This window comes from Pseudoalteromonas sp. BMB, assembly GCF_001709235.1.
Taxonomy (GTDB): domain Bacteria; phylum Pseudomonadota; class Gammaproteobacteria; order Enterobacterales; family Alteromonadaceae; genus Pseudoalteromonas; species Pseudoalteromonas maricaloris.
In genome coordinates this window covers 154,452-177,045 of sequence record NZ_MBQA01000067.1, presented here as the reverse complement: position 1 = coordinate 177,045, position 22,594 = coordinate 154,452, and the positions used below count along the sequence as shown (strand labels likewise).

Annotated in this window: 14 protein-coding genes; 8 read left to right on the top strand and 6 right to left on the bottom strand. The window is 40.1% G+C overall.

Translation table 11 applies throughout. The annotated features are described in order from the left end of the window. Positions 1 to 18 precede the first annotated feature (18 nt). Complete coding sequence (locus BB427_RS05755) at positions 19 to 2,565, top strand: putative bifunctional diguanylate cyclase/phosphodiesterase (protein WP_069019250.1); 2,547 nt, start codon at positions 19 to 21, stop codon at positions 2,563 to 2,565. 56 nt (positions 2,566 to 2,621) lie between these two features. Here BB427_RS05755 and hemH read toward each other — a convergent pair whose 3' ends face one another. Beyond that, positions 2,622 to 3,641 (bottom strand): ferrochelatase, encoded by a 1,020-nt coding sequence (gene hemH / locus BB427_RS05750; RefSeq protein WP_069019249.1) that lies wholly within the window; start codon positions 3,639 to 3,641, stop codon positions 2,622 to 2,624. 236 nt (positions 3,642 to 3,877) lie between these two features. Between hemH and BB427_RS05745 the strand changes: the two genes are divergently transcribed. Continuing rightward, the gene (locus BB427_RS05745; RefSeq protein WP_069019248.1) at positions 3,878 to 5,431 is read left to right on the top strand and encodes a methyl-accepting chemotaxis protein; all 1,554 of its coding nucleotides are present in this window, start codon (positions 3,878 to 3,880) and stop codon (positions 5,429 to 5,431) included. A 68-nt stretch (positions 5,432 to 5,499) separates the two neighbouring features. Here BB427_RS05745 and BB427_RS05740 read toward each other — a convergent pair whose 3' ends face one another. Further along, on the bottom strand, positions 5,500 to 6,708 hold the full coding sequence (locus tag BB427_RS05740; RefSeq protein WP_069019247.1) for a tyrosine-type recombinase/integrase: 1,209 nt from the start codon (positions 6,706 to 6,708) through the stop codon (positions 5,500 to 5,502). A gap of 582 nt (positions 6,709 to 7,290) precedes the next feature. On the opposite strand from BB427_RS05740, the gene BB427_RS05730 reads away from it, so the two are divergent. Together BB427_RS05730 and BB427_RS05725 are read left to right on the top strand one after the other, a co-directional pair. Continuing rightward, on the top strand, positions 7,291 to 7,818 hold the full coding sequence (locus BB427_RS05730; protein ID WP_069019245.1) for a hypothetical protein: 528 nt from the start codon (positions 7,291 to 7,293) through the stop codon (positions 7,816 to 7,818). 51 nt (positions 7,819 to 7,869) lie between these two features. Next, on the top strand, positions 7,870 to 10,566 hold the full coding sequence (locus tag BB427_RS05725; protein WP_069019244.1) for a sensor histidine kinase: 2,697 nt from the start codon (positions 7,870 to 7,872) through the stop codon (positions 10,564 to 10,566). Positions 10,567 to 10,745: 179 nt separating this feature from the next. On the opposite strand, the gene BB427_RS05720 is transcribed toward BB427_RS05725, so the two are convergent. From BB427_RS05720 to BB427_RS05710, 3 genes are all read right to left on the bottom strand, one after another. Next, positions 10,746 to 11,978 carry a DUF642 domain-containing protein gene (locus BB427_RS05720; protein WP_069019243.1) on the bottom strand — a complete coding sequence of 411 codons (1,233 nt, stop codon included), beginning with the start codon at positions 11,976 to 11,978 and terminating at the stop codon, positions 10,746 to 10,748. A gap of 253 nt (positions 11,979 to 12,231) precedes the next feature. Next, the gene (locus tag BB427_RS05715; RefSeq protein ID WP_083229840.1) at positions 12,232 to 13,218 is read right to left on the bottom strand and encodes a substrate-binding domain-containing protein; all 987 of its coding nucleotides are present in this window, start codon (positions 13,216 to 13,218) and stop codon (positions 12,232 to 12,234) included. A gap of 126 nt (positions 13,219 to 13,344) precedes the next feature. Beyond that, on the bottom strand, positions 13,345 to 14,232 hold the full coding sequence (locus BB427_RS05710) for a LysR family transcriptional regulator (RefSeq protein WP_069019241.1): 888 nt from the start codon (positions 14,230 to 14,232) through the stop codon (positions 13,345 to 13,347). Between the two features lie 760 nt (positions 14,233 to 14,992). On the opposite strand from BB427_RS05710, the gene BB427_RS05705 reads away from it, so the two are divergent. Beyond that, positions 14,993 to 16,216: an alpha-xenorhabdolysin family binary toxin subunit A gene (locus BB427_RS05705; RefSeq protein WP_039495188.1), complete on the top strand. Its 1,224-nt coding sequence runs from the start codon at positions 14,993 to 14,995 to the stop codon at positions 16,214 to 16,216. 108 nt (positions 16,217 to 16,324) lie between these two features. Next, the gene (locus BB427_RS05700) at positions 16,325 to 18,673 is read left to right on the top strand and encodes a hypothetical protein (protein WP_069019240.1); all 2,349 of its coding nucleotides are present in this window, start codon (positions 16,325 to 16,327) and stop codon (positions 18,671 to 18,673) included. Positions 18,674 to 19,160: 487 nt separating this feature from the next. On the opposite strand, the gene BB427_RS05695 is transcribed toward BB427_RS05700, so the two are convergent. Beyond that, positions 19,161 to 20,345, bottom strand: coding sequence for an MFS transporter (locus BB427_RS05695; protein ID WP_069019239.1), 1,185 nt, complete (start codon positions 20,343 to 20,345; stop codon positions 19,161 to 19,163). 114 nt (positions 20,346 to 20,459) lie between these two features. Here BB427_RS05695 and BB427_RS05690 point away from each other — a divergent pair, with 114 nt between their 5' ends. Both BB427_RS05690 and BB427_RS05685 read left to right on the top strand, forming a co-directional pair. Continuing rightward, complete coding sequence (locus BB427_RS05690) at positions 20,460 to 21,347, top strand: LysR family transcriptional regulator (RefSeq protein ID WP_069019238.1); 888 nt, start codon at positions 20,460 to 20,462, stop codon at positions 21,345 to 21,347. Positions 21,348 to 21,449: 102 nt separating this feature from the next. After that, complete coding sequence (locus tag BB427_RS05685) at positions 21,450 to 22,556, top strand: alkene reductase (RefSeq protein WP_069019237.1); 1,107 nt, start codon at positions 21,450 to 21,452, stop codon at positions 22,554 to 22,556. Positions 22,557 to 22,594: the final 38 nt, after the last annotated feature.

Sequence of the window (22,594 nt, the reverse complement as noted above, 5' to 3'; positions counted from 1 at the left end):
TGAGCCATACAGACTTCTATGAATTTAACGTTTAGCCATTTTTACAATTTAACATCCACTAATCAGCGATATCAATTTGCATTGAAACAGTTGTATGAACGATTTGATGCGGATCATTGTTTTGTGGGTAAATTTATCGATAACGATAAGCGTGTAAAGACCGTGATGTACCTCGCGGATGGTGAAGAAGTCGATAATATTATTTATGACCTTGAAGGGACACCTTGTTTTGATGCTAAAGCAAGCAATGATGTATGTTGCGTCACAAGTGGTTTACAGCAACTTTATGAAGAGGATGAGATCCTTCGCGTTTTAAGCATAGAGGGTTATCTTGGTTTAACTTTGCGAGCATTAGATCATACACCCATAGGAATAATGGTCTGTTTGTTTAATAAAGAAAAACAAGTCAGCCTAGAAGAAAAACTATGGTTTCAAGAATTAGGACACCTGATCTCAACGGAGCTTAGCCATAATTTAGAATTGACCAAACAAGGAATTTTGCTCAAACAACTTGCAAAAGGCGAGCAAATAGCAGACTTATGCACTTGGACGTGGCAACTTAAACAGAACAAACACTACTTTTCCTCTCATCTTAATCATCTACTTAAGACAAAAACTGATTCTCTATCTCTATCATTATTACTCGATAAACTCACAATAGAAGATAGTGAACGACTGCGGATAGCTTTAGAGAAAGTCAAACTAGGTGGAACTCGGCATGTTGATTTACAAGTTTCGTTGACCTCTCGCACCGAACACTACGGGTTATTAAGAATTATTGGTCAAGTAGAGTCTGATGAGCAGCATAGCGATGAACTTGTATTCACTGCGACTATTCAAGATATTAGCTATATTTCATCGCTAAATAAACAGCTCGAACTCACTAATGTTGTGTTCGAGCATGCTACAGAAGCCATTATGATCACCAACAATGAAAATAAAATCATTATGGTAAATCGTGCATTTGAGCGACTAACGGGTTATACCGGCTACGAATTATTAGGCCAAGACCCCGCGGTGCTGTCATCTGGTAAGCAAGATAAATCATTCTATGAAGCAATGTGGGCGTCGTTGAGTACGGTTGGTCACTGGAAAGGAGAGATCCACAACCGTCGCAAAAACGGTCAGATTTATCCAGAGGAATTAACACTGAGCGTGGTGAAGGATGAGCAAGGTAAAGTCGCTAACTACGTCGGCATCTTTAGAGATATTACTGAATGGAAGCGTAATGAATCTCAACTTACCTTCTACGCTAATCATGAACCATTAACCGCGCTATTAAATCGCCGTAGTTTTATGCAGCGCTTAGAAGAACAAATATCGGGCTCAAGAAGTAACAATACAAGTTGCTCACTACTTTTTATTGGCTTGGATAGGTTTAAAGAAGTCAACGATGTTTTTGGTCCGGAGATTGGCGATAAGGTACTTATTTCTGTAGCTAAACGATTGAAAAATGCGGTTCGCCAAAATGATATTATCGCAAGGTACGGTGGTGACGAGTTTGCGTTACTACTTACGCGCAGCGATGTAGAAAGCGCGCTAAAGATTGCTCAAAAGCTCTCACAGAAACTCTCTCAGCCCTATGTATTTAATGAAATTACCATAGAAGTCACTTGCTCTACAGGCATTGCACAGCTTGAAGCTGGCTCTCGGATCACCGCAGCAAATTTACTCAGAAACGCAGCGCATGCACTTAATAGCGTGAAAAAGACCGAGCGCGGACAGGTAGCCTTACACAATGCGGCAATTCAAAATGCCTATTTAAATAAAATAAAGCTTAAAGACAAGTTAAAGCAGGCTCTGAAAGAAGGAGCGCTTACTGTTTATTATCAGCCGATCGTTAATGCTGATACCAACCACATCACAAAGTTTGAAGCCCTAGTACGTTGGTTTGATGATGAATACGGAATGGTATCACCAAGTACTTTCATTCCTATCGCCGAAGAATTTGGTCTTATTCATTTAGTTGGACAGTTTGTACTTGAGCGTAGTTGTCAAGACTTAGCAAAAATCCACCAAGCTGGTTTTACAGAGGTTGGGATCTCTATTAATCGCTCTGTTAGTGAGTTTAAAGCCAGTATTAATCAGGTGAAGCTAATCACCTCTGCCATTGAAAAAGCCAAGATCCCGTATGAAGCAATTACCATTGAAGTTACCGAATCGCTTGCTACAAATCGCTATACTTGGAAAACGCTTAATCAACTAAGAGAGCATGGGATAAAGGTTTCGCTTGACGATTTTTGTACTGGCTATTCATCATTAAGTAACTTGATAGAAAATCAAGTGGATTACCTAAAAATAGACAAGAGCTTTGTCGACAGCTTAATGTCTGATTACAACAAACAAGTAATGATAGACTGCCTCATTAAGCTCAGTGATAAGTTGGGAATTGGTGTGATAGCCGAAGGGGTAGAGCAGTTTACTCAACTCGAAAAGTTACGAGAGCTTGGTTGTCATCACATTCAAGGATTCTTTTACAGCCCCGCAAAACCAATAGATGCCTGCCTTGAGTTACTCACAACAGACGCTTTTGCTGAACAAACACAAAGTGCATTAGAAAAATAAAGGTGTGATATTTTGATATCACACCTCAGAAATAGCAGATTGCTTCTGCGTCTTTATTACAACAGTGGTTTTATCAGCGCTGTGATCGCTTTAATGTGATCATCACGGTCGTTTAGCGCAGGAATATAACGATACTTTTCGCCGCCAGCAGACTCAAATACCTCACGGTTTTCAACTTCTAACTCTTCGAGTGTTTCTAAGCAGTCGGCACTAAAAGCTGGGCTTAAAATTGCGACGTTTTTAATACCTTGACTCGGAAAACTCTCAAGTGTTTTGTCCGTATAAGGTTGCAACCATTCTGCTTTACCAAAACGACTTTGGAAGGTGGTCATCACTTTTTCTTTATCAAGATTAAGTTTTTCAACGACTAAGCGAGTCGTTTGTTGGCAAAAACAATGATACGGATCGCCTCTATCTAAAAATAACTTTGGTGTTCCATGATATGAAAAAACCAATTTATCTGGCTCTCCATTCGCCTCAAGATCTTCTCTAATTGAATTAGCTAAAGATTCAATATAAAGCGGATGTTTGTGATAGCCATTAATAAAATGCAGCTCTGGTACCCAGCGCCAACCTCTTAGCACCTTTGAGATCTGATCAAAGGTTGAACCTGTTGTCGCGCTGGAGTATTGAGGATATAGCGGCACAATGATAATTCGTGTGATGCCTTTTTCTCTTAACTTCTCAAGCCCTGATTCAATTGACGGGTTGCCATAACGCATGGCAAGCTCAACTTCGATGCCTTCAAAACCTTCACTGCGTAATTGCTTTTCTATTTTATCAGTTTGCGCTCGACTAATGGTTATCAAAGGTGAGCCTTCATCAGTCCAAATTGACTGATAGGCGTGTGCAGATTTTTTAGGGCGAACACGTAAAATTATGCCATGCAAAATCATTAACCAAATTAGTCTTGGAATTTCGACAATACGGGGATCGGAAAGAAACTCAGCGAGATAAACTCTAAGTGCTTTAGCCGTTGGTGCATCTGGGCTACCTAAATTTGTAATAAGAATACCCGTTTTGGAATTAAATCGGCCTTCATGGGGGTTATCTGTTATGGCTGAAAAGCGAGACACCTAACGCTCCTTAGATTATCATTTTAATAGGATTATTTTACAAGAAAGGCTATACGGGAGTAAGCCTAATTTCGATCTAAACTGGCATAAATCAATTTGCGCCTAAAATTAACTCACACTATAGTTGTAATTATCGTTAATTAATCCCTTCTCTATTGCTATTCATGGATTGAGGGCGTATTTTCCTGCAAATCTTTAAGGGAAAATCAATTTTTTGTTAGTTTTGGACATGTCTAATGAGAACCAACCACCCAGTAACCCAAAGAGAAAAAACCTTTTCTCGCGATGTAAAACTCATCTCTGTCACTGATCTGAAAGGTAATATTGTTGACTGCAATCAAGCGTTTATTGATGTTAGTGGATTTTCCCGTGATGAGTTAGTTGGTCAACCTCATAATATAGTACGACATCCAGATATGCCACCTGTGGCGTTTCAAACCATGTGGACGCAGCTTAAAACAGGTAAGCCATGGATGGGGATCGTAAAAAACCGCTGTAAAAATGGTGATCACTACTGGGTCGATGCCTATGTAACCCCAATAACAGAAAATGGCAAAATCATAGGCTATGAGTCGGTTAGAAGCTGCCCAGATAGGGCGACGGTTGAACGGGCAAGTCAACTTTATACAAACGTAAATACTAATAAAGGAAGCAGTTTCAGTCTTCCCAAATTACGTGTTGTTTGGCCAGTATTTAACATCGTCTCATCACTGGCACTTTGGTATTTTGCTTCAGAATCTGCAGGCTTTTTTTGGTTAATGGCCAATATGCTAGCATATTCAGCTTATGCAACTTGGCGCGATAAAGAACAGCTGAGACGACTAGAATCTGAGTTGGCGCACAGTTTTTGCGATGAGATATCTGAGCAAGTTTATTCGACTTGGGATGGCACCATGGCATCAATCCAAGTTCGTTTAAAGAGTGAAAGGGCACACCTAGATACAATTCTTACGCGTGTTGAACATGCGGCGCAAAACGTATCAAAAGGAGCGCATACGGCGAGTAAAGAAGCGCGAGCAACTTATGCCGATTTACAAAAGCAGCAAACTGAGACTGAGCTTGTTGCTACTGCCATGAATGAAATGACAACAACCATCAACGATGTCTCTAACAGCGTGCAATTGAGTGCTAAAGATGCTCAGAACTCCCTTGATTTGACTTCTCAAACAGAACAGATCGCTAATAAAACCAAAATTGCTTTTGGTGATTTAAGTAATACCATTGCCGATATCCGCAATTCTGTTGAAGGCGTCTCTAAGCAAACTGATAAAATTGCTGCAGCCGCACAGATTATCGAACAAATCGCTGAGCAAACTAATTTGCTAGCACTAAATGCAGCAATTGAAGCTGCGCGAGCTGGTGAACAAGGTAGGGGCTTCGCAGTAGTTGCTGATGAAGTTAGACATCTAGCACAGCGTACTCAAGAGTCGACTAAAGAGATCCATGCAATTATTGAAGAGCTAACCAGCAGCACACAAGCGTCAGTAAATATTGCTCAGCAAGGCCAAGAAGAATCGCTCCATGGTATTGAACAGCTGAATCAAAGCACCGATATGCTACAACAAATCACCCAAGCTGTTATCCAGATTAGTGATATGTCGATGCAAATTGCAACTTCTGTTGAGCAACAAGCGACCGTGTCTGATGACATTAATCAGCAAGTTGTGAATATTGCTCAGCTTGCGAACAATAGCCTGGATAGTGCAGACAAAGTACATCAAGAGAGTAAAGATTTAGAATCGACCGCAAAAGAAATGCACGAGCTGATTGTACGCTTTAAGCGTAAGTGAGTTTTAGCATAGTGCACTTATTCATTGAAGATTCAAAAGGACATTCTCGAATGTCCTTTTTCTTATATTTAAATCTTTCGTTTTAAGCCCGATTTGGCGCGTTCTTTAATATTGGTTTGAATATAAATTTGATCGGTTGTCGCGATTTTGGCATGACCTAAATCTTCAGATAGATGTTTTAGCGGGCGGTGTTGCGCATCATGTGTTGCACCTGTATGTCTTAGCCAGTGTGAAGTTGCGGCTTCGAGTTGCTCTGACTCTTCCGTAAAGCCATCTTCTTTTAGTTTAGCCACTGCTAAGTCAAAACTTTGCTGAACAATACGGCGTAATTGACGAACGTTCATACCGCCTTGGCCCCTTAGTTTATGAACAATGGGGTAGGGCTCATCAACGCGAGGCAGGGCGCTTAATCCTCGGTACTGCCGATAACGCTTTAAATAGCTGATAAAGTCTTCGCTAAGCGTTACATCCCTTAGCTTATTGCCTTTACCCATAATTCTTAGGTACCAAAAATCATCTTGATCCTGCCAAAAATGGCTCATTACCGGTGACCAATGAGGGCGGTCTGACAGCTCTGAAATACGTAAATACAAACCCTTTAAACAAGCTAATACAAAGAGATTCCGTTCAAGGTCTGGTTGCTGTTCACTTAAATCACGAGTTACACCAAAAACATATTCCCATTGCAAATCACTCAGCGTATCAGGAAGATTGATTTGCGATTGAACAACTAAATACGGGCTATTTTTTTTAACCACCGGAACAAAGTTAGCAAACGACTTTTCTTCTAAAATTGCAAACTTGTAAAACACATTCAGCGCGGTAAACATCGCGGCCAACGTTTGCTGGCTAGCGCCGTTTTCTTTGAGAACAAATGGCCGCCAATTTTCGTTAACCTGACGGATTCCTTGGTTTTGCTTATAACGCCACTGTACAGAAGTTTGCGTCCATGCTTTATCTGGCTCTACCACAAAATCTACATACGCCTCGACGTCTTCGCGTTTTAGCTCAAACACTGACTTCTCAGCAACCAGCCACGACCATAAATAAAAACGTTCAAGCTCATTACGAAAGCGGTTAAAAGTTGCTTCAGACTTACGACCGTAAACATACAAAAACTGAAATAAGAACTGCAGCTCGTTATGTACCGGTAGTGATTTACCATGACTAGCCAAGAACTTTGTCAGTTCAGGATACTCATGCGCAAGCGTATCATCTTCAAGGTGGGCGATTTGATACCTTAGCTGCTTTAAGGTATCAACTAGTGGTAAAATCATGGTAAGTCCGATATTGGTTAGTATTGGACATATTATAGTGATGCAGGTAGGTGTTATGCAATACTGTATAGGTAAGCCTATAATTTATATTATGTTAAATAGCTTAAACTCCCGCAAAATGACGGGTGTTTGTTCAATCTTAGTATTCATATCATCAGTCATGCTGTTGTCCAGAGCACAATTAAAGTTGCATCTCCACAAGCTAGTAACGTTTTTAGCCGTTGTAATTATCATCAGCAAAAAGCATCGTCTACTTCGGGTTGGTACTATAAAATAAAAAATTAGCTCTTAACTAGGTGTTTACAGTTGGTGCTCTACAGATCAACAATAGTAGAGAGAAGAGCTTTAAAGATTAAGCTCACAGTACTTTTGTAGTTGAAGATATTTTATCTGCAAATAAGATGGTAGATGTGGTCTTGCAAATTATGTTTTCAGGCGAGATCTGTATACCGTAGCGTGGCCTTCTAACACTTAAACAATCCATATTATTGTTGTAGGAGAAATTCTCTAGATACGACTCAATAACGTATTGGTTGAAACTGTTGATGAAGGGACGCATTTTATGACTAAAAGGAAATCTCTATGTTTAAAAAGATACTACTTCCAATCGCTGCAACTATGTTTTGTATTAGTGCGGCTAATGCTCTAACTCCACTAGAAGACCGGGCTCGTGTTTCTAGGATGAATGCAGACCTGCTGTTGCCTGATGGTTCTACATTAAATGTAGACGTGTCGTTCGATTGTGGTAGCGATTATAAAAATACAGCGCTTATGGTGATGAGTGATTCTGGAGCTCAGCTATTGGCAGCAGCTTACACACATTTATATGGTGTTGAAGCAGGCGAGGCTGTGATGCATTCTTGGAATAATAAAAAGAATGAAACCGACCCTCGTAAACCCACCTATTTGTTTGTGCTTGCAGAGCGTGAAAAGCAATTTAATTGGAAAAAATCACAAAGTGACAATCAAAAACTTAACAAAAGCTTAAAGAGTGTTACAATGGGGCGTAATATAGTTGATAAAACGGCATCTGAAGAAACTAAGAACGATTTGCCTATCGTCGTAGCGGGTTGTGGTGTAAGAGATCACAATGCATACGAGGTCAACTAGGAAGTAAGGCCAGCTCTTGTGGTTGGCCGCATTTAATGAATGGATTGTCTCATGCGCATCTTCGTATTTTTATTTCTTACTGCCCTTTCATTGCAGTTACAAGCGTTCCAATTTGAACATCTAAATGGCGTCGTTCATGACTCAAACGATAACTTTTATTTGTCCTCGCACAATGGCGTATATAGATACGATGGCCGACATTTTCTTCCTTTAAGTAAAGCTGCTGGATTACCCAGAGGCTTGGTTCGTGATATCAAACTGCAACATAAAACATTGTTTTCTTTGTATTCTAATGGTGACGTTTGGATCACGAATCTAACGAGTCTAGAATCGAAAAGAATAGCGTCTGTGGAGGCGACAAAACTAGCGTTAACAAACTCTTCGCTTTTCACTCTAGGAAGATATGATGTTAAAAGGATTGATATTGAGTCAGGAGTAGTCAGCACAATATACAGTAGCTCAAGCAGAGTTTTAGACATTGACGCGTTTGCAAATTTAGCCTATTTGATGACAACAGAAGGTGTTTTTTTAATACAAGATGGCGTAATAAAAACCGTTGAAGCACTAAGCATTGATAATGGCAATTTAGCGGCAACACCGCATGGCGTTGTTTATTTTGTTAATAATAGGATGAGTTACTACTCTACCCTACAGCAGCAGCTTATCTCTAATATGGAAATAGACAATGCTGATAATATCGTATTTGCTGCCCCCTATTTTATCTATTTTACAGATAACGAAAGCGTTAATGAAGTTACGCTGACAGACCTAAATATTACAAGAACAGGCATTAACACCAAGAAAAAGAACTACAGCAAACTACATGTGGATGGCAAAAATAGGGTGTGGGGTTTAGGCCTAAACACATTCGAGCCTATCGAAGTTGGTCTAAAGTCTTCGGAATTGTCTTTAGGGTCTAAATATAATGTACTTGAAGGTGTTGCAGGAGAATTGTGGATTGGTACTACCAAGGGTATATTCCAAAAAACTGGCAGAAATAGTGTTGAACCATTAACTTGGTTAAATAGCCAGATATCAGCTCAAGCATTTGAGGTTACGGCTTTTCAACTCTTCAATCGCGGTCTTGCGATAGGAACCGATATGGGCACCTATTTCGTCGATTTAGCGAGTAAGAAAATAACAAAAGTTCATGATGATTATGTGCTTAATTTCTCAGTGATTGATAATACGTTGCATATCGCTACAAATGGCTATGGAGTTGTCGAAGTTAGCTCAAACTTGGAATTAATAGTAGACAAAAAACTCAGGCAATTGCTTCCAAGCCTGGAAGTCTTAGACATAAATCATAGTGGTAATTATATCTATGCAAGCACCAAACAAGGTTTGTTGGTTGTTGATAAACAAGACTGGACGCGCAGTCTATTTGAAGATGGTGTAGTTGTCACTGATAGCTATGTCACAGAGGAAGGCCTATTTGCAGCGACTTATGGAAAAGGCGTCTGGTTTAAACCCAATAGTGGAGTTTGGCAAAAGTTAAGCTCACCAAGTTTTGTAAAGGAATTCGTGGAGTTTAATGACAATTTGTATTTAGCGACAAACAATGGTGTCCACATTTTAGAAAGAGGTGCAGATCACACAAAATTGGTACCAGGTACAAAGGCACACTCTTTTACTATCGGAAGCCTTAAGGTTTTGGGCGACAAGCTTTATGCTGCCAGTTCAGACTTTATATTTGAGCTCACAACGGCTCCTTCTGTCGATCTTTATGCGCCAAAGGTAACAAGTGTCACTCTGGATGGTAAAACCTATTTGGAGTTTACTGAACTGGTTAGTCAGCATCCAGCTATTGAAATAACGATTAGTGACTACAATTTTGTAGATCAGCATGTCAACTCGTTTGAAGCAAACATAAACGATACTGGATGGCAAAAATTGTTAGCTGCGGGAATGCAACTTAGCAACCTAAAACCAGGAGGATACGATATTTTATTTAGGGTTGAGAATAAGGGACGCTACAGTAACGTTACGTCATTGACTTTTAACGTGGCTGCGCCGTGGTATTCAACACCTTTAGCTATTTCAGTGTATGCTGCCTTGGTCTTCATCCTAGTGATAGCGATTTCTGTGTATATATATATTTGGGTGCAGAGTTTTCATAAGGTTTTCAGGAATAATCAACGCCAATACCAAAAAGAAGACTTGAGTGATTCTGTCCTTAAAGTTGCCGAGGCTAAAAAGTTGTGTAGCGGTGATGATATTAGGATTTCAGAAGGTTTAGACAAACTCGACCAAGCACTTTTGAAGCTCGAACCATTGGCAAGAGGTCATGCGGCACTTGGTAAAGAAAAACTGAGCGTTGCTATCAGTATGTTGCAGGCTCATTGTTCATATATGAGTGATATGGATCTCGATTTCAATATTTCCATTGGTGAGACACAACTTAAAAAACAGTTGGAAAAGGACATTTACAGCGTAACCTACCATTGTGTTGATAATTCGCTTAAACATTCAAAAGCAACACAACTCAGCCTGTCTATTAGTAAACAACAAGATCAAATTCATGTCATGATTTCTGATAATGGTAATGGAATGGCGCTTTATTCACGACTTCATTTCGGATTAGGGATCTATACCATAAAACAAATTGCGAAAAGCTATAAAGCCAAGTTGAGTATTAAAAGCTCAAAAAAAGGAACTGCTATTCACTTTGTGTTTCCTCTTTTAGAAATTGGCAGGCCGAGTAAAGAAGAAATTCAAAAAGAGGTTTTAGAGAGAATGCAGGATTAGATGCCCTAACAATATCTTTTTATCTTACAAATTTTATATCTCTTGGAAATATCAAAGCATCTTCGCTAAGGCCTTTACAAACTTCATGGTGTTAGGCTTCTAATATAAAACAATCAGTTACTTTAGCTATATACAAAAAAACGCGAGGGTTTCCCCTCGCCTTGCTTAATTAGACTGACCTATTCGCAGTAATTCGCTACATACGTTAAATCGTTGATGTGCTCTGGGCCATCCATAACAAAGGTCGCTTGTGCCGTATTTGGATCTAGTGTGTAGATCTTAGCATCTTCACCTGAATTACGACCAGACACGTATAAAGTGCCGTCAGAGCTTACTGCTAAACCTGATGCCCAATTTACGCCATGCTCGCCAACAAGATCTAAAGTCATGTCACCCTTATCTAGCGTGTAAAGTGCTTTACCTGTTAGTACGTAAATCACGTTAGTATCTGCTGAATATGCAATATCACCATGTGAGAAGTCATCACCTGCATAGCTTAGTTTACCAAGCACTGTTTTTGCGCCTGTTTGCATGTCAAACTCATAAAGATAAGTTTTGCTGCTTGCAAGTAATTTAGTACCGTCTGGCGTTACTGCTGAACGGTATAATGGCCATGAAACCGCATTAGCAGCTAGAGTCTGTTCTGCACTATCTAGTGAAACTTTCCAAAGTGATGAAGCTTTAGATGCACTGTCGTTTTGTTCCATAAAGTAAAGTGCGCCATTGTGCGCAGCAATATTTGAGGCTGTGTTAGCGACGCCGTCAACGTATGCATAGGTACCATTTACCATGTCAAATTTATAAACATAGCTATTGCTGTTTTCACCAAAGTTATTGATGCCATACACGCCTAATTTACAAGTTACTGGCGGCTCTGGAGGTGAAACTTCCTCCTCTTCTGTCACGACGATGTTGTCTAATAACGCACCATATGAGTCAGAAGTACCTAAACCCTGAAAACGTAACTGTGTCGAACTACCTGTTGCTTCAACAGTATACTCGTACTTTGTCCAGCCACGAGTCGTTGCATTCATCGTCACTAGTGTATTATCGCCAAACCATGCACGTGCGCGATTAGTTGAATCATTGTTTATCACTCGAGGTGAGTAATAAAAACTCACTTTATACTTCTTACCAGCCGTTGTTGGGATATTCTGGTAGATTGTATAATTTGCAGTCGAGTCAAGCTCTAGATATTGATTGCCATCTTGAGGCACGGCAATACCAAGGCTTTGCTTTTGAATTTCGAATTTGGCACCTTCTCTGCTCCAACCTTGGAGATTGTCAAATAACGCCCAATCACCAGAAATATTGCCTGATGTTTCAAATGAGCCGTTAACGACTAAATTGTCGGCAGCACTTGCTGTACCAATAACTGACATTAACGCCAAGGTTGCAAAGTTAAGTTTCATAGCCACTCCAATAAAATAGAGTTAATGTAAATTTTTTGTTTACATTAACGTCACTCAATATACTACCATTGTCGTATTTTTTAAGTTGGCGGTCAATGAATAACCGAAAAACCAGATTTTATGATGTTTTACGTCTCTAAACAGGTTTTTAAATTGATACTTTAGTATTGTTTTTGTAGCGTGAAAAATAGGTGTTGAAACCTATCCATTATTTTGACTGAAGCTTAGGTTACGTATAACAAGGTCATTAAAGCTAGTGGTTAATGGTACATCTAAGAATGTTTGTTTGATTGCAGTAATGAAAGTCTAAGTAGTAGCTATCCTCGGAGGGCGCCTGGCCAAGCGCTATCGTATTATAAAGCAATTCCGCTCCTTTTCGGCCCATTTCATAGGGGTTTTGGCCAATATTGATTGTTGAAAGTCCCTTTTCCAAAGCTTTAAGTTGCATCTCTTCTGTATCTGCGGAAATGATCACTGCATTGTTATTTTTGATCTTCTCTTTGTATGGCAATACGCGTTCAATATAATTAGAGTGAAATTGGGCGAAGCCTGCTACAGCAATAAAAATCGGGGGGGCTTCATAACTTAGCAAGGTCAATAGTTGGCTTATCGCATCTTCTCGTTTACCCATAGTATAAAGTGGGCATCGTTCGTACTCTTGCCACCCCTGTTTGAGATCATTTTCTGTTTTTGTAAGATTGTCTATTGTATGTGTAGAAAGAGCATATCTAACGCCTTTAATTCTTTTATCTAAATTAGGTGTTGAGTGATGACCTGTTTGAATACAAAACGATTGAAGCGCCGCCTTTTTATAAGGCTTGGCGGCTTCTCCTAGTGCAACACCAAATGCAAAGTTATCGGTTCCTACATAGGCGAGACGGTAATCTTTATGCTCTGTTAAAAGGTCAGAGTCAAAAGTGATCACTGGGATCTTCAATTGCTTCGCCTTTTTGAGTGAACGTGACACGAGATAGTTTGAATCGGTAGTTGATATTAATAAACCGTCTACCTTTTCATTCAATAGTTCGTTAATAATAAGGCTTTGCGTTCTAAAATCTTGATAGTCGTCTGCACCATCGTAGATACATTCTACATTTGGATGTTGTTTGGCAAAGTCTACACACCCTTTATACGATTGTTCATAAAAGGTGTCATTTTTAGTTTTGCCTACAACCGCAATGGTTATTTTCGCTTGTGTACTTTGACTCACTATCGCAAACAATATTAGTCCAAATACCAAGGCACAACGGGAGAATAGATTTTCCTTTAACTTCATGTTTAGAGTGAAATAATTTTCTTAAACTACTGCAAGCATAACGTAGATTCTTAGTAACGCAAATGAGGACAACATTCCATCTGACGCTCACTAGTGCATCGCAGCATTTTTCAATACAAATTGATGAGCATCCATATAGCTTTTAATAGCACTTTGCGCAATTCGTATCGTCGCGGGTACATCAGTACTACCTTTATGAATACAAAATACTTCCACTTTTTCCAGCTCGAATTCGGGATCTACTCGCTCCAGGTTATGATTATTAAATGCGATGATTTCTGGCACTAACCCGATACCCAAACCGCTTTCAATGAGCCCTATTGTATCGCTAACGGAATTGGTTTTGTGATGTGCTTTGAATGAAAGCGGTTTAACGATATTTTGTGTGGTATGGATAAATTCATAATTTGTGACTTTACCTTCCCAAGAGTTTGCAATGTAAGGAGCGGTTGTGTCGTTAAATTCACTGTCCTTTGCTTTATACAGCACGTCTCTAAATGAACCAATATATTGCTGTGATTGCTCCACATCTGCGCTTTTTCCCACTCTAACAGCAAGATCTATCCCCCGCTCTACTAGATTGAGAGGGCGATCTTCATTAATTAAATTCAGGCGGATCTTAGGATGCGCTTTAATCAGCTTACATAGTGCAGGTGCAACGATGGTTTGCATCAAAGCATAGGATGTTGTCACTGTTAACTGCCCTGCAAGTACTGATTGCTTAGATCTTGCTTTTTCCCAAGCTAACTCTGATAAATGGCTGATTTCAAGGCAATACGCATAGAAGTCTTTACCAACGTTGGTCAATGATTGGCTTCGTGTGTTTCTGTATAATAGTGGTGTTCCTATCTCTTCTTCTAGTTTCTTGAGATGTTGGCTGATCACTGATTTAGACAAAGATAACTTCTCCGCGGCTTTGGTCAGTGATCCTGACTCTACCACCCCCTTAAATATCATCATTCTTCTTAGTTTGTTCATTTTGACTTCTCTTTTCACGTTACTTTATAAGATAAAGACCGCCACACCCAAATAAAATTACATAAATATTACATAAATTAAACATGTATTTTTAATAGTTATAAATGAAATGTACTTTATGGTCTATACCAAATTCAGCGTCACTTTCCCAACCTAGCTAAAAGTGGTTATTGATAATTTACTTAATCGTTTTAGGTGTAATCTTGTTTGAATTTTTAAGTCATTTAGATAACTTTAAGTGGTTGTGCTAACGGGCAGTTAATTTGATTTTTCTAACTAAGATCAGATGGTTGATAATAGATTGAATTTATTTTTTCAACAAAGAATGTGCGTCTCATTTACAGCGGTAGAAACATTGAGTTCGATTTTATGAAACAATTTAATTGAGATTGAATTTTGAGCGAAAGTAGCTGTAAAAATAAACTGTTGACTATCTGTCTGTAACAAAACCCTCTACATCTATAGCTATGGATGGCTAGGTTGTAGCTCGTTTTTGTTAACTTTCATTTACTTAATTTGTTATTTTGTAGATTGTATGCCATGTTATTTAGTGTTATTGAAAATGCAACTAAATCCCTCAATTTGTTAGAAAGTGTAGAAGTTCTTCCATTCTTATTGTCCCTATATCAATAATATTAAAAGTACATTTGGTTAACATTTTAACTACATGCACTTTTATCTTCAGTTGCATCTTTAGAGACCAAAAGAGGTCTAGTGCAACTTAACAGTTAGAACACCGATTGATTAAGGAATATGAAAGATGAAATCAATTAAGTTAAAGAAAAGCGCAATCGCTATCGTAACATCACTACAGCTATTTGGGCTTAGTCAGCTTGCTACGGCGAATACCAACGTCCCAGAAATTTCACCAATTATGTACGATACACTTCAAGGCGATATCGAAGGTTCACCGCTGTTTATAGATGTTGGGTCGAATGACTTCCTACTTACTCAGGAGCAATGGCATACAATTCAAGTTTTTGCTGAGTCAGCTGTTAGTTTACCTAATAACGAAGCTGCCTTTAGAAGTGCGACGCGATATCCAGTAGATACGCCTCTAAATAACGACTACATTGCACTGATGACAACCTTTGAATCAATCAATGCGTCGGGTCAGAATTGGAATCATAAGCTTTATCCAAGCATCATTGATCTTGCGACAAAATTAGCGAATTACTCCGATACCCATGTATTGCTAATTCAACCATTTATTGATGAACTAACAAAGCTACATAACGCGTCGCTAAGCGGAGATTTGCAAGCTGCTGAGCAAAGCAGACAAGTAGCGATTTCATTTCTAAACACCTTCATGAATTTTGTTGATGGTAATCTAACAAAAACCCAAACAGTGGTAGATCAACTTGTTTCCTTTCAAGGAGATTTAACTACACACTCTGGACAATTAAATACACTAGAAGGCACTTTTGAGGACATTTTAAACAAAGACCAGCCAGCTAATATACGTGACCGAATTAGCACATTACAACGACGACTTAACGATCTGAATGATGAAAAGAGTGATTTAAAAACCGGTATTGGCTTAAGTAGTCTTGGCGGCATACTTGGGCTAATCATTGGCGGTAGTATCCAAGGTGCTCAGTTAGAGGAAGTAAAGAGCGAGATTAATAAAGTAGAATCTCAAATTGAGACGGCGAATAAGGAACTCGCTCACGCGATGAGTCTAGCGGCCTCTTATCAAATTGCCAAAGGTCAAGTGGAAGGCATGAACGAAAAAATTGAAACTGCGCTAATTAATGTACGCAAAGTTCAAGTGCACTGGCAGTCTTTGTATGGAGATATGAAGTCTCTTCGAGATGTATTGACTCAATTAGACAGTGAAAATGCTTTACGTAATGCCAACGTGATTGTTGCAGGGATCGTTTCTTCACCTCTTGCTAGCAATGCCAGCAACTCATGGAAAGACATTGCAGATAAAGCAAGGACGTTTCTACAAAATGCCTACCTGCCTACATCACAGCAGTAAACATCAATAAGTTTGAATTTTTAGCATCATAAATCAACAGCTATTGAGCGATCTACTTTCATAGAGCGCTCAATAGGTTGGTGTTTTATGTTGCAACAAGGAGTTACTATGAAACCAACTTTACTCAGCCTGTTGATTGGCTGCGCTTTTTCGAGCCAAGCTGCGACTTGGAACGAGCTATATAATCTTGAGCTAAGTCAAAACCTACCGAGCGTTACGACTTCAAATCAACAACAGATAGACACACAAAATTATTTGGTCTCGGCCTTACATGTAAATTTGAATGACGTGCTTTCCAGTGCAAGAGATCATAATACTATCGTCATTGCGGCTGACACGGTAGAAATCGACCGAAACATGATTTTCGATGCACCAAACAAACGAATTTTTATCGTTGCACGTAAAATAATGGGTAATGGTACGGTGAGTATCAATTTAGACACCCAAAGTGCTCAAGCATCAACATTGGTATTTATGGCTGATAAAGTTGAGGCCAATATCAATATAATCACAGCTCATTCGCCAAGTGATGGTGAAATTGAACGCTTTAGTATTGCACCGGATTCGTTTGGTACGCTATATCAGGTAATACAAGGCAATAAGTTTGCAACGCCTGTTTCGCCAGCGTTAACGTCACTTATCTCTGTGCATAAAGAGTACTTTTTAGATGCATTTGAAAAGTCATTCGATATGGCGGCTTCTATCTATGATCAAAATCCAGCGTTGAGTATTGAGATGTTGAGTTGGCCTGAATCTATTTTAAACGCAGCTCATGATGTTAGAGAATCTTCCGTTCAAGCAAAGAATTTTTACTTGCAGCTGGCTAACTTTAAACAGTTTTTGTCGTACGCAACACTTAACAAAAACTATGTGCCTAGCCTATCCCGCGACTTTTATGAGTTAACGATTAAAGCATATATTGACGCGATGGAAGCATATCAGGATAGCTACAATAATTTTCAGCAACAAGGCAGAAGTTTAGAAAACAAGCGCCAAGATCTCACTTTGATGCAGGATAACCTATTCGACGTTGCATCTGCTGAGCAACGAATTATCTCTCGCTCTGTTGAGCAACTGACGAGCTTGGTAAAAACACTTGATGAACAAAAAGCATCATTCAGCGGACAAGAAAATAATGTCTTCTATTCTGGGGTCGAGTTTCAACAAGGAATTTTGGACTACAAACTAGATAAAATCACTGAAATTGGGCTTAAAGTACTTGAAACCGTAATTAGTGCGGGCACTGCATTTGCGGGTGCTGCTGGGGGTGACACCAGCGGTCTGAAAGACTTGGTCGCGAGCTTGCCCGCCACAATCCAAGAGATCAATGAATTAAAAACCAAAATTGATGATATCGCGTCATTAATGGATAAAGTACAAACGGTTAGCGGCCAGTTAAACGTGTTATCGCAAAAAACCGCTGATCCGTTTTCTAGTAGTGAGCTTGCACAAGAGTTCAATCGTCTTAATTCACTCATTCCGACCAAAGAAGAGGCAAATCGAATTTGGGACGAATTTTTGATAACTGCTAAGGCACAAATGAAAAAGGCCATAGATGAAGACATTGATGGTGCAAGTGACTACCTTGTTGCTATCGAAAAGTTGATTAATCATGGTAAGGCAATAGTTGCTGTAGAGATTGATATTGCCCAGGAGCAATCTAGACAGATAGATTTGCGCATCACCGCTGATGCAAAGCTTAAACAGATCAATCGTATAGATGCATTTTTACAAAACACTCAAAACAGTCTAGATGAAATTCAGGACATGGAGGAACAGCTATTCCGGACTTTGAATAATCTAAAACGTCCGATATTTGTTGCATTAACAAACTATCAGGCGGCATTTAGCTACTGGTCTCTTGATGACACCATAGTGACACCAAGCCTTAATCAAAGTTATCAAGAATACCGCCGAGACTTAGCTTTACTACGTGAACAAGAGGCCGCGTCATTATTGCGTTTTAACCCTCGACCTCAAGATTTTATGCTCACCATAGAAGAGTTAGATGCGCCGCAGCAATTGCTGGATTTTGCGCAAGACGGTGAAATGAGCTTTACGCTGTCGTTGGAAGATATTGATTTTTCCCAGTTTGATCGAGTTAGATTAGACGAGGTCAATGTTGTACTAGAAGGTTCTGGGTTAAATGAGAACCAGCGCTATGATATCGAAGTAAGATCTAGTGGTTCATATCAAGATAGGTTTAAAGGGCAACCCTATCAATTTAGTGCAGAGTCGTTATACCGATTGGTAAGTTACGAGCTGTTAGATAGTGAAACGACGCGCATAGATCCAATCACCAGTGGTGCAATCGCAAATGATTATGCGATTAATTACTTTAAACCAACTCCGTTTACCACTTGGTCAATCAAGCTGAAAAATCCACAGCTTTATGACTTAAGTAAAGTGACGAATATCAAAGTGTCGTTTAAAGGAAATGCGATCCCCAAACAATAGTGCGCTGTTTAGTCTAGTAGGAGCCACTTCACGTGGCGATCTGTTAGCAAAAGCTCGTAGGATTAACCTGCACCTACTTTGTTGGGGCTTAAATATTCGCTAAATCAGATTGCTTTTTTCGTAGGAGCCACTTCACGTGGCGATCTTTTAGCAAAAGTCCGCAGGATTAACCTGCTCCTACTTTGGTGAGATTTGAAAATTTGCTAAACCAGATCGCCTTTTCGTAGGAGTCACTTCACGTGGCGATCTTTTAACAAAAGCTCGCAGGATTAACCTGCTCCTAATTTGGTGAGATTTGAATATTTGCTAAATCAGATTGCTTTTTTCGTAGGAGCCACTTCACGTGGCGATCTTTTAACAAAAGCTCGCAGGATTAACCTGCTCCTACTTTGGTGAGATTTGAATATTTGCTAAACCAGATCGCCTTTTCGTAGGAGTCACTTCACGTGGCGGTCTCTTAATAAAAGTCCCCGTGATAAGCTACCACCTACTCTACAACTTGAGCCTTCAATAAAGATCTGTTATCCAGATGGCCACTAAAACGGGTTGCTAATAAGGCTGCAGCGCTAATAAGTGCCCCTACCCAAGCAGTGTCCTGCAGCGACATATTTTCAACAATTTGACCACCTAAGACAGAGCCGAGCGCAATTCCAACGTTGAACGCAGCGATATTCAACCCTGATGCGACATCCACCGCTTTTGGACTAAACTTTTCGGCTAGCTGTACAACATAGACCTGAAGACCAGGTACATTTCCAAAAGCAAATGCTCCCCACACTAGTACTGTGATCACCACGCCTACTTTCGACTGCATGGTAAATGTCAACACAGCCAAAATGATCGAGAGTAACGCGAAGATGATGGTCAGAGCGCTTATCGGCCCCTTTTTATCTGCTAATTTTCCGCCATAAATATTGCCAACAGCAACAGATACGCCATAAACCAGCATAATAATACTGACTGTAGCGGCGTTAAAACCAGCTTCCTGTTGTAAAATTGGCGCAAGATAGGTGAATGCCGTAAAGGTTCCACCGTAGCCGAGTATGGTCATAAGATAGACTAGCAGTAATCTGGGTTGCAATAATACCTTTGCCTGCTCAGATAGACTGGCAGATGCGCTTTGCTTTAGGTTCTTTGGAATTAATAAAGCACTTCCCAATAGAGCGATAACACCTAAAGCAGAAACTACTAGAAAAGTGGCTCGCCAGCCAAACTGTTGGCCAATCCAAGTACCCAAGGGGACACCTGTTACGAGCGCAACGGTTAGTCCCGTGAACATAATGGCGATGGCACTTGCCTCTTTGTCTTTTGAGACCAAGCTAGTTGCAATCGTAGAGCCAATCGAGAAGAACACACCATGAGCGAGTCCTGTCATGATCCTCGCTAAAATGAGACTTTCATAACTTGGCGCTTGCCACGCAAGCAGATTGCCAAAGACAAATAGTGCCATCAAACTAAGTAATACAGATTTCCTATTCCATCGCCCTGTCAGTGCAGTTAAAACGGGCGCACCAACAGCAACGCCAATGGCATATAAACTCACCAGTAAACCTGCACTTGGCAGAGAAACTGATAAATCGGAAGCAATAGTCGGTACTAAACCAACAATGACAAATTCGGTGGTACCAATGGCAAATGCGCTTAATGTCAGCGCCAGTAATGCAAGCGGCATAAATAACCCTTTTAACGTGATAAGTAATAAGTTGGTGTAGTGTGAAAGCTTTTTTATTTGCAAAAAATAGCAAAAATGACAAAATACTTTTGTAGAAAATGAAAAGGAACACACGTGGCCGTTAGCTCAAAAACCGAAGATCTAGAAGCTTTTATCTGTGTTGTCGATACTGGGAGTTTTTCCGCTGCAGCAAATCTGATGGACGAACAAGTTGCAAAGGTTTCAAGAGCAGTAACTCGACTGGAAAAGTCGCTGTGTGTAACCCTATTCAATCGAACGACTCGACGGATAGAGTTAACCGAAGAAGGAGAGCTATTTTTAAGCTATGCGCGGCAGGCACTCAATACCATTGAGCAAGGTGAAGAGGCGTTAAAGTTGTTACGATTTTCACCAGCTGGTAAATTAAGAGTGGATGCTGCAAGTCCTTTCGTTTTTCACCAGCTTACGCCTATATTAAAAGGTTTTAATGAGGCCTTTCCCGATATTACTTTGGAAATAACGAGTCATGACAGCATCATCGATTTGCTAGAGCATAAAACTGATATCGCAATACGAATTGGTGACTTGGCAGACTCTAATCTTCATGCTCGTTTGCTAGGTCGCAGTAAACTTCACCTTGTAGCCAGCCCTGACTATTTAAGTAAATTTGTAGGTAATGAACCACTGATTGATCTTCCATATCATAACTTGATAGGTTTTACCGATGCCCCACATCTCAACGTCTGGCCTTTACAAAGTCCGCAGCAGCTCAAGTTTTCCATTAGCGCATCCAGTGGTGAGACCGTGAGGCAATTGTGTATCGCAGGCCATGGCATTGCACTGCTATCTAACTTTATGGTGAGGCAAGATATAAAAGCCGGAAGACTTGTTGAAGTTTTTACCGAGCAAATTATTTCGCCAAATCGCAGAGAAGCAGTACAAGCCGTGTATTATCAAAATAGTGGTGTATCATCTCGGATTTCGGCATTTCTAGACTACATTGCGCCTAGGCTCACGCTATAGCTTTTTCATTTTTTACAAATATATTTTGTATTTATTGCGGTTAATGAAAATATTTTAAACCGTTAAGCTTCTCATCGTGAAAATAAACGTTGAGGAGGCCAAATGGCTGATTTATTTGAGTCGATTAACTTAGCTGGTAAAACATTGAGCAATCGCATAGTGATGCCGCCTATGACCCGCTCGCGGGCGAGTCAACCCGGGGATATCCCTAACAATTTGATGGCAACCTATTACGCACAGCGTGCTACGGCTGGTTTAATTATTAGTGAAGGGACACAAATATCGCAACTAGGTAAGGGATATGCTTGGACACCGGGGATCTATTCAGACGCCCAAGTTGCTGGCTGGAAACAAGTCACAAAACAAGTGCATGATGCAGGCGGTGTTATGTTTGCGCAGCTTTGGCATGTCGGGCGAGTATCGCATCAAAGTAATACCGGCGGGCCTCAGCCGATTTCAGCTTCGGCAATTCAAGCTCAGGGTGTGAAAGTTTTCATCGATGAAAATGACTCCCCTGATTTTATTCAAGCACAAACACCTAGAGCAATGACCCAAGCAGATATCAATAATGTTATTAACGAATATCGACACGCTGCACGCAACGCGATGCAAGCAGGATTTGATGGAATTGAACTGCATGCAGCGAATGGTTATTTGATTAATCAATTTTTAGACTCTCACTCAAATCAAAGGACTGATGGCTATGGTGGCTCTGTTGATAACCGCATTCGCTTTTTGCGTGAAGTCGTAACGGCGGTGAGTGAAGAAATAGGCAGTGGCAAAGTGGGCGTTAGACTTGCGCCGCTTACTACCTTAAATGGTACAGTAGATGAAAACCCTGAGCAGACATACCTCGCGGCAATTAAACAGCTAACTGCGCTCAACATATGCTACGTACACATCGCAGAAGCGGATTGGGAAGACGCGCCAGATATGCCTTTGAAATTTAAATACGCAATTAGAGAGGCATTTAATGGCGTGTTAATTTATGCCGGAAAGTATACTAAAGCGCGCGCCCAACAAGCTCTTAATGAAGGTTGGGCTGATATGATTGGGTTTGGTCGTCCTTTTATCTCAAACCCTGATTTGCCCTACAGGCTGGCAAATGACTTGTACTTAAACGAACATCAGCCTGAGACATTATTTGGTGGTAGCGAACAAGGTTATACCGATTACCAAACCCACGCCTCAAATCCAATAAACGTATAGTAGACTAAAAGTTAGTTTCAATCTGCGTACGCATAAAC

What these genes read in the sequence shown, in the direction of transcription:
- BB427_RS05755 (WP_069019250.1), top strand. Translation starts at nt 19, where the DNA reads ATGAATTTAACGTTTAGCCATTTTTACAATTTAACATCCACTAATCAG.
- BB427_RS05745 (WP_069019248.1), top strand. Translation starts at nt 3,878, where the DNA reads ATGAGAACCAACCACCCAGTAACCCAAAGAGAAAAAACCTTTTCTCGC.
- BB427_RS05740 (WP_069019247.1), bottom strand. Translation starts at nt 6,708, where the DNA reads ATGATTTTACCACTAGTTGATACCTTAAAGCAGCTAAGGTATCAAATC.
- BB427_RS05730 (WP_069019245.1), top strand. Translation starts at nt 7,291, where the DNA reads ATGTTTAAAAAGATACTACTTCCAATCGCTGCAACTATGTTTTGTATT.
- BB427_RS05725 (WP_069019244.1), top strand. Translation starts at nt 7,870, where the DNA reads ATGCGCATCTTCGTATTTTTATTTCTTACTGCCCTTTCATTGCAGTTA.
- BB427_RS05720 (WP_069019243.1), bottom strand. Translation starts at nt 11,978, where the DNA reads ATGAAACTTAACTTTGCAACCTTGGCGTTAATGTCAGTTATTGGTACA.
- BB427_RS05710 (WP_069019241.1), bottom strand. Translation starts at nt 14,232, where the DNA reads ATGAACAAACTAAGAAGAATGATGATATTTAAGGGGGTGGTAGAGTCA.
- BB427_RS05705 (WP_039495188.1), top strand. Translation starts at nt 14,993, where the DNA reads ATGAAATCAATTAAGTTAAAGAAAAGCGCAATCGCTATCGTAACATCA.
- BB427_RS05700 (WP_069019240.1), top strand. Translation starts at nt 16,325, where the DNA reads ATGAAACCAACTTTACTCAGCCTGTTGATTGGCTGCGCTTTTTCGAGC.
- BB427_RS05695 (WP_069019239.1), bottom strand. Translation starts at nt 20,345, where the DNA reads ATGCCGCTTGCATTACTGGCGCTGACATTAAGCGCATTTGCCATTGGT.
- BB427_RS05685 (WP_069019237.1), top strand. Translation starts at nt 21,450, where the DNA reads ATGGCTGATTTATTTGAGTCGATTAACTTAGCTGGTAAAACATTGAGC.